The organism is Hydrocoleum sp. CS-953 (assembly GCF_002260545.1).
In the GTDB taxonomy this organism is placed as follows: domain Bacteria; phylum Cyanobacteriota; class Cyanobacteriia; order Cyanobacteriales; family Microcoleaceae; genus Trichodesmium.
Map to the genome: position 1 here is coordinate 1 of NZ_LGSU01001149.1, position 7,317 is coordinate 7,317.

5 protein-coding genes and 1 pseudogene are annotated in these 7,317 nt (G+C 33.1%); 1 reads left to right on the forward strand and 5 read right to left on the reverse strand.

Going from position 1 to position 7,317, the window contains the following annotated elements; genetic code table 11:
* Positions 1–867 (forward strand): potassium channel family protein (locus AFK68_RS18160; protein ID WP_094673980.1); only part of this gene is annotated, 867 nt, incomplete at its 5' end.
* A gap of 960 nt (positions 868–1,827) precedes the next feature.
* Here the strand turns inward: AFK68_RS18160 and AFK68_RS18165 are convergent.
* The 5 genes and pseudogenes from AFK68_RS18165 to AFK68_RS18185 form a co-directional block, all read right to left on the reverse strand.
* On the reverse strand, positions 1,828–2,535 hold a 708-nt coding region (locus AFK68_RS18165; RefSeq protein WP_246844267.1), incomplete at its 5' end, for an energy-coupling factor ABC transporter ATP-binding protein.
* Position 2,536: 1 nt separating this feature from the next.
* A pseudogene (locus AFK68_RS45650) lies at positions 2,537–2,773 on the reverse strand (ATP-binding cassette domain-containing protein); the annotation flags it as partial.
* Positions 2,774–3,026: 253 nt separating this feature from the next.
* On the reverse strand, positions 3,027–3,824 hold the full coding sequence (gene cbiQ, locus AFK68_RS18175; RefSeq protein ID WP_094673983.1) for a cobalt ECF transporter T component CbiQ: 798 nt from the start codon (positions 3,822–3,824) through the stop codon (positions 3,027–3,029).
* Between the two features lie 511 nt (positions 3,825–4,335).
* Positions 4,336–4,980 carry a cobalt transporter CbiM gene (gene cbiM, locus AFK68_RS18180; protein WP_094673984.1) on the reverse strand — a complete coding sequence of 215 codons (645 nt, stop codon included), beginning with the start codon at positions 4,978–4,980 and terminating at the stop codon, positions 4,336–4,338.
* Between the two features lie 877 nt (positions 4,981–5,857).
* Positions 5,858–6,364 (reverse strand): carboxypeptidase-like regulatory domain-containing protein, encoded by a 507-nt coding sequence (locus tag AFK68_RS18185; RefSeq protein WP_094673985.1) that lies wholly within the window; start codon positions 6,362–6,364, stop codon positions 5,858–5,860.
* Positions 6,365–7,317 lie beyond the last annotated feature (953 nt).

Below are 7,317 nucleotides of genomic sequence, written 5' to 3' on the forward strand. Positions count from 1 at the left end.
CCTGAACAATTAAAATTAGTCGAAATACTTATAACTGGATTTTTTACTTTAGAATATTTGATCAGAATCTGGATATGTACGATTAATCCTAAATATAATCATCCAATTTATGGTAGATTAAAATATCTAATTACACCCTTGGCACTGATAGACCTTGTAGCTATTTTGCCGTTTTATCTACAAGTATTATTTCCGGGTTTGGAATTTATAAAATTCACCCTTTTGCTCCGTTTATTTAGATTATTTAAAATCAGCAGATATTCAGAATCACTGCGGACTATTCTTAAAGTTTTAGTTGCAAAAAAAGAAGAACTAATAGCTACATTACTGGTAGTAATTTTTGTCTTAGTTTTTGTCTCAAGTCTGATGTTTCTAGCAGAGAGTGAAGCACAACCAGAGAAATTTTCTAGTATTTTAGAGACTATGTGGTGGGGAGTAGTAACTTTAACAACTGTAGGTTATGGAGATGTTTATCCTATGACTCATTTAGGTAAATTATTGAGTGCTGCTGTAGCTTTTTTAGGTATTGGAATTTTTGGTCTACCAGCAGGTATAATTGCATCTGGTTTTGCTGAAGAAGTTCAAAAAAGACGGGTGAAAAAAATAGTTCATCCAGTAGGAAAAGATATTAAGGTAAGTTCGGAAAGTACAGTTGTACCACACCCAGATTTTAGACATCACCATCATCATACAAAACAAGAGCAACAAAAGGCGATCGCTAATTATATTGATGAGTCATCGGATATTATGAAACTTTGCATAGAAACAGCAAAGAAAAAGTACGGAAATTATTTTCAAAATGAGGAAATTATCAAAGATTTTGCCATGCTTCTTTATCAAGAAACAACCAGGAAATTTCACCGTTAATTATTAGACGAGGGAGTAGGGAGTAGGGAGTAGGGAGTAAGAAGTAATGCCAAGCGTCATAAATGTTTGTGACAAATAGTAGAAGTAAGAAAGAAGGAAGAAGAGGTAAATATTAAATAAAATGGATAAACGATATAAGNCAAAGAAAAAGTACGGAAATTATTTTCAAAATGAGGAAATTATCAAAGATTTTGCCATGCTTCTTTATCAAGAAACAACCAGGAAATTTCACCGTTAATTATTAGACGAGGGAGTAGGGAGTAGGGAGTAGGGAGTAAGAAGTAATGCCAAGCGTCATAAATGTTTGTGACAAATAGTAGAAGTAAGAAAGAAGGAAGAAGAGGTAAATATTAAATAAAATGGATAAACGATATAAGTAACTATCTAAAATAAATTAGAGCAGCTATTTTTCAGCATATCTGATTTATCTCTACTTTTTTGTAGCATTCTTTTTTAAAAGTAGTATAAGGGGAAATAATACCATTTCTCAACAACTTTTATACATTTTGTTAAGCAGGGGAGTAGGAGAGTGGTGAACAGGAAACAGGAAAACAAAAATATAATCAAAAAGATAATCAAAAAGATCAAAAAAGATTGAATTTTTCAATTTATCGAATTGATAATTTTTTATTTTAGAAGTAAATCACAAATTAACATTTAACTGTCTTTTTGGAATTTGATAGTAAGCATTCAGCATTCAGCAGTCAGCTAGCCTCCTGCGGAGGAGCTGCGCTAACAGCTTTTGAGATACATCTATAATTTACTGTCACAAATTATATGAGTTAATAACTCAGATTTGTGGTTGAAAATTTAGTAGAAAAAAAAATGCTATCCTCATCCATTAAAAAGCTAGGAGCTGAATGCTTACATTTGATATTACTTCTTCCTTTTTTTTCTTTCTTCCTTCTTCCTTTTTCCTTTTCCTTCTTACTTCTTCCTTTTTACTTCTTACTTCTTACTTTAATAATCAATAGGTAAACCGTAATATTCAAGAGTTGAACTATCCTGGATAATATTTTGAGTAGAAGTATCTACTTGAATTTGACCAGACTGCAAAATTAAAGCACGTTCAGTTACTTTACTAACCCAGTTTAAATCATGGGAAGCAATTAAAATAATTTGCACTGGTAATTGTAAGATAATTTCAGCTAAGTTACGTCTCCATAAAGGATCTAGACCATTTGTCGGTTCATCTAATATTAAAATTTCTGGCTTTAATGCTAAAACTGCTGCTAAAGCTGCCAATCTTTTTTGACCTCCTGAAAGTTCATAAACAGAACGATTTGCATATTTTTCTAAACCAAATTTTATTAACAAATTCTCAGCAATTTCTGTAGCAGTTTCTGGCGATAAACCATAGTTAAGCGGACCAAAAGTTATATCCTCTAAAATAGTCGGCATAAATAATTGGTCATCAGGATTTTGGAAACAAAAACCTATCTGACTACGCAGTTGGGATAAAGTTTTTTCTTGTAGGAGAATTCCTTGAAGCCAAATTTCACCAGATAAAGGTTTTTTCAAGCCTACTAAAGTTTCCATAAAAGTGCTTTTACCTGTACCTGTAGATCCTAACAAAGCAACTCTTTCTCCTGGTTTAATTGTCAATGAAAGACCCTGTAAAACAGGTTCATTTTGGGAATATTGAAATAATAAATCTTTGACATAGACNTAAAGTTTTTTCTTGTAGGAGAATTCCTTGAAGCCAAATTTCACCAGATAAAGGTTTTTTCAAGCCTACTAAAGTTTCCATAAAAGTGCTTTTACCTGTACCTGTAGATCCTAACAAAGCAACTCTTTCTCCTGGTTTAATTGTCAATGAAAGACCCTGTAAAACAGGTTCATTTTGGGAATATTGAAATAATAAATCTTTGACATAGACTCCAGCTTGTGATTTGTCTTCTTGCATTTGATAAATAACTAATTATTAACACAGGAATAGGAATTTTATTAACTACTGATAAATATTAAGTAGTAGGTTTAGGAAATATTATAGCGGTTCTCATTTTAATCAGGTGCAGTATTTTTGTCTATTCCCTAATCTCTGTACTAACGATTTGTAGGGCTGAGGGAATATCTATTGCTTGATTGAATCTATATTACCTAATTGCTCATTAATATTGAGAATTCAATATTTGCCTATCCCAAGCATTTAATAACTTTCAAACTCTAGCTAAAAAAAATAATTCTGCAACAATCAAACTAACAGAAATTATCACAGATAGAAATAGATATATTAAATCAGAGCCAAATTGAATACCATTTCTAGAAGTAGAAGATACAAGATAATTTTCATTATTGAATACATTGCCATAACCACGCAATAACATTGCTTGATAAACTCGCTCCGCTTGTTGATAGCTTCGTACTAAAAGACTACCAGTAAGAGCAGCATAAACTGATAAATTTCTCCAACTAATTTTGCTCCTTTCAAAACCTCGTAATTTAGTAGCTTTCAGCATCATATTAAGTTTATGAGATAGTTCAAAAATATAACGATAAGATAAAAGCAACATATCAGTAATAATGGGAGAAATTCCCAGCCTTCTCATTCCTTTTACGGTTGTTAAAAATGAACTTGTACCGAATAAAATTAGACCAGTAGTCATAATGGCAAAAAAACGACTAACAATTAATATAACTGCCAGACAACCTTCTTGACGAATTGTCAAAAATCCCAATTGCCAAATAATTGTTTGACCAGATAGAAAAGGTAATAAAATAATTACTCCGAACAAAAAAAATCCTGGATAACGTAACCGACTTGCTAAAAATGATAAAGGCAGTTTTGAAATTCCATAAAGCATCACAGTTACTAAGAGCATCAATGGAATTAAATACCAACTATTAACTGTCGCAAAAGCAAACATCAATGTGATTAAACCAATCAGTTTATATCTCACATCCCATTGATGTATTGGGGAGTTTAAATTAGCATATTCATCTAGGGCAAATTTCATTACTGTAATAATTTTAAAAAAGAATGCTATACAAACTTTGACACTTCAATTATTAATTAATTAACACTTAACTATTTTCGCCATATCCAATCAACCAAGAGAAGAAAAAAATCCTTTTAGAAAATCCTCTTCTTTATAAGTAAGAGGTAATTATAGCAATTCCCAAAAAGCGTGAGGTACAAAATTTTAGGTTTGAGGGAACACTTAACTGGAAACAATAAAGACAAAAATACAACTGTACCTCATAAGCTTGGGAAATGCTATATTGACGTAGCAGTAAGCGGTCAGCAGTCAGCTATCAGCTTTTCACTGTGTATAATGGGGGATTCTTTCCCCCCAAAAAAGCGCACCACGCGCTTTTTCAAGCTCTTGTGGGGGACTTCAACCCTCGGACTTTAGCGCTCCAGCTAAATGCTGGCAAGCGCAGCATGACCTAAGGAAAAGCTAATAGCTAGTTAATTGTTAATTGTTAATTATTAATTGTCAATTATTAATTATTCCCCTACTCAAACTAAGAAGGTAAAAGTTCTGGCATAACTCGATGCAAAAAACTGACAACCATTGCAGTTAAAATTCCTTCTATTCCCATCAAAGGAATATGAGAAATCATTAATCCATAAATAGCTGTTTGTTCTAATGAATTATCAAACCCAGAGGGAAGATTTGTAATAATTAAACTAAAAAATATCAAACTAGAAACCGCTATAGCAGCAGCTCCAGCAATAAAGCCAAAAATTTTCATTGATAAATTTTCCCTAATTCCTTTTCCTAAAATATGACGTAATTGAAATATTTGATAAGCTAAAATTGCTGGTATCCCCATAATTAAAGCATTAATTCCTAAAGTCGTTAAACCACCATGTCCAAACATTATTCCCTGGAAAAATAAACCAATCAATATCGCTGGAAAAGCATAATAACCTAACACAGTTCCTAATAATCCATTTAATACTAGATGAATACTCGCTGGTGGAATAGGAATATGAATACTAGAAGCAACAAAAAAGGCTGCCGTTAATAAAGAAGCTTTGGGAATACTGGCTAGAGGATTTGGTAAACGATTAATTTGGCGTAGAGAATACCAGGTAATTAAAGAAGTAAACCCATAACCACTAATACAAAGTTGAGCTGGCAGAATGCCTTCTGAAATATGCATTATGAAAATTTAAAATTAGACTGCTGAATGTTAAATATTTAGAGAAAAATTACCGAATTATTGGTAATGCTAAAAAAACAATTATTTTTGCAGCTTACCTCCTAAAAATTAAAATAGATTTATCAATTCGACCAAGAGAAGAAATGATATTTCCCGATCTTCAATTCCGTAACGGTTTTAACCAGAGGTAATTATCAATTATCCATTATCAATTATCAATTAATGAAATAGTGAGTTTTATTCGCACCTACCTACTTAATTAGAAAGATTTTTCATGCTCCACTCTCCATTATTCATTAATGGAATATTTAGGGCTTCCTGATTAAATTTTAAAGCATTTACAGATCAAGGTTTTAGCCTTTTTATGTCTTGAAAAAGTACCTGGTTTTCAGCTCTTTATGTTCAAAAATTTAGCATCTTGGGCAAGACAATAGTTAAGCTAAAAAATTACTCCCTTACAGACGTTATATGCAACCTTCCTAGCTGCTCCCCTACTCCTTAAAAAAGACTTTTTTAGCAAACCCTATTTAGGACTACCGAATTATCAAAAAGGATTGGGTAGTGCAACCCCATCTTAATTGATGAAATGTTTTTGGAGGGTTGCTCAAAATTCCCTTNCATCTTGGGCAAGACAATAGTTAAGCTAAAAAATTACTCCCTTACAGACGTTATATGCAACCTTCCTAGCTGCTCCCCTACTCCTTAAAAAAGACTTTTTTAGCAAACCCTATTTAGGACTACCGAATTATCAAAAAGGATTGGGTAGTGCAACCCCATCTTAATTGATGAAATGTTTTTGGAGGGTTGCTCAAAATTCCCTTGAAAAAAATAACTGCTAACTTTTGAATTCTTAATTCTTAATTCTGACTTCCTTATTTTAATTCTCCTGTTGTGGTTGGTCTTGAATTCTAGATCGCCAGAAAAATAAACCAGTTCCGACAAAACCCCACATAACACAACCTATCATTAATCCTTTTTGCAGTGGGTTATAATCATTAGAGGTACTTGCTAAATAATAGTTACTGTTGCTGATTTTTTTATTATCAGAATTATCAGACTTATCTACTTGAAAAGGAATACTAACTAACTCTCCATGACCAGCTTGACGCACCTTAATTTCCCAATATCCAGACTGAGAAGAATCAGGCGAAAAAATAAAATTTCCCTCCTTATCAGTTGTGCCTTTTAACCAAGGTTTATTAGGAGCATTAGGAGCATAAACTGTGACTGGCGCATTAGCTAAAGGAAGACCCGTATCATAAACAGCATTAATCTTAATTGATGGAGTAATTTGATGTTTAATTTTAACTCCATGAGCGATCGTTTTTCCCTGTAAACTCACTGCAGATAAAAATATTAAAGGAATAACGAATTGCCATTTCATACTTTACCTCTATTAATGGTTTAATTATTAGATAATGTTAATTCGGAGTCAAACGTAATATTTAAGAATTAAACGGAAATTTGCTGGATGAAATTTCCATTGATGTGTTTTTTACATCCTCCCTTGGGGGGTAATGTTAGCTTCGATAATGCTTAAAAAGCTTGGCACTGGAGTAGGTTTTTCTACTTGACAAAAAAAGTTAATTTTCCTCTCCTGACCGCTTGAGACTAGCTAATCTCCTAAACGGTCGTGACTTTAAAAGCTTAGTTCACTTCGGCAATTAATAGGCGCGTAGTGAGTGAAGGGAATTACTCCAATTCACTCCGATACTCACTTCAGCAACAAAGCCATTTTTTATTGTGAAATAATTTCTTGTGGAATGGGATTTATTTTATAGAAAATCCTGAATTGCTCAAATTAACTTATTAGATTTTTATTTTTGATTTGTAATTTTTACAAGGAGAATTCCCTTGCTCGGTTTCTTTTGGACTCAAAACTCAGAAGCCTGAAGTCATAACTCAGGAGTTAAAAGCCAGATAGGGGAACTGTCGGATTGGCGACGTACAGAAGTTAAATTTGTAGCATGGACTATATTTGAGAATTTCCGTAACACTAATAGCGACTGTTTTATATTTGTATTGGCGTTGCTGAATAGCTGAATAAATGTATGATTTCTCAGGAGTCAGGAGTCAATTTGGTGTTGAGCATTATTGGCTGTCGCCGACATATTTGCACAGCATTCCGTTTGCGTAGCATTCCCTTATACCATTTCTTAAAAACTTTATCTATTTCAGAGTAGGGGAGTGGGGGAAGGTAGGGACGTTTTGCTAACGCAAAGCTCCGCTTTATATGTCGCGTAGCGTTTCGCTACGCGACATATAAAGCGGAGCATTCCGGAACGGAAAACGCATTTTTGCCTGTGCAACGTCCGTACAAACAAGAATAATTAATGC

Bases quoted from the DNA above. Each gene is read 5' to 3' on its own strand.
- cbiQ (WP_094673983.1), bottom strand. From the start codon at position 3,824: ATGAAATTTGCCCTAGATGAATATGCTAATTTAAACTCCCCAATACAT.
- cbiM (WP_094673984.1), bottom strand. From the start codon at position 4,980: ATGCATATTTCAGAAGGCATTCTGCCAGCTCAACTTTGTATTAGTGGT.
- AFK68_RS18185 (WP_094673985.1), bottom strand. From the start codon at position 6,364: ATGAAATGGCAATTCGTTATTCCTTTAATATTTTTATCTGCAGTGAGT.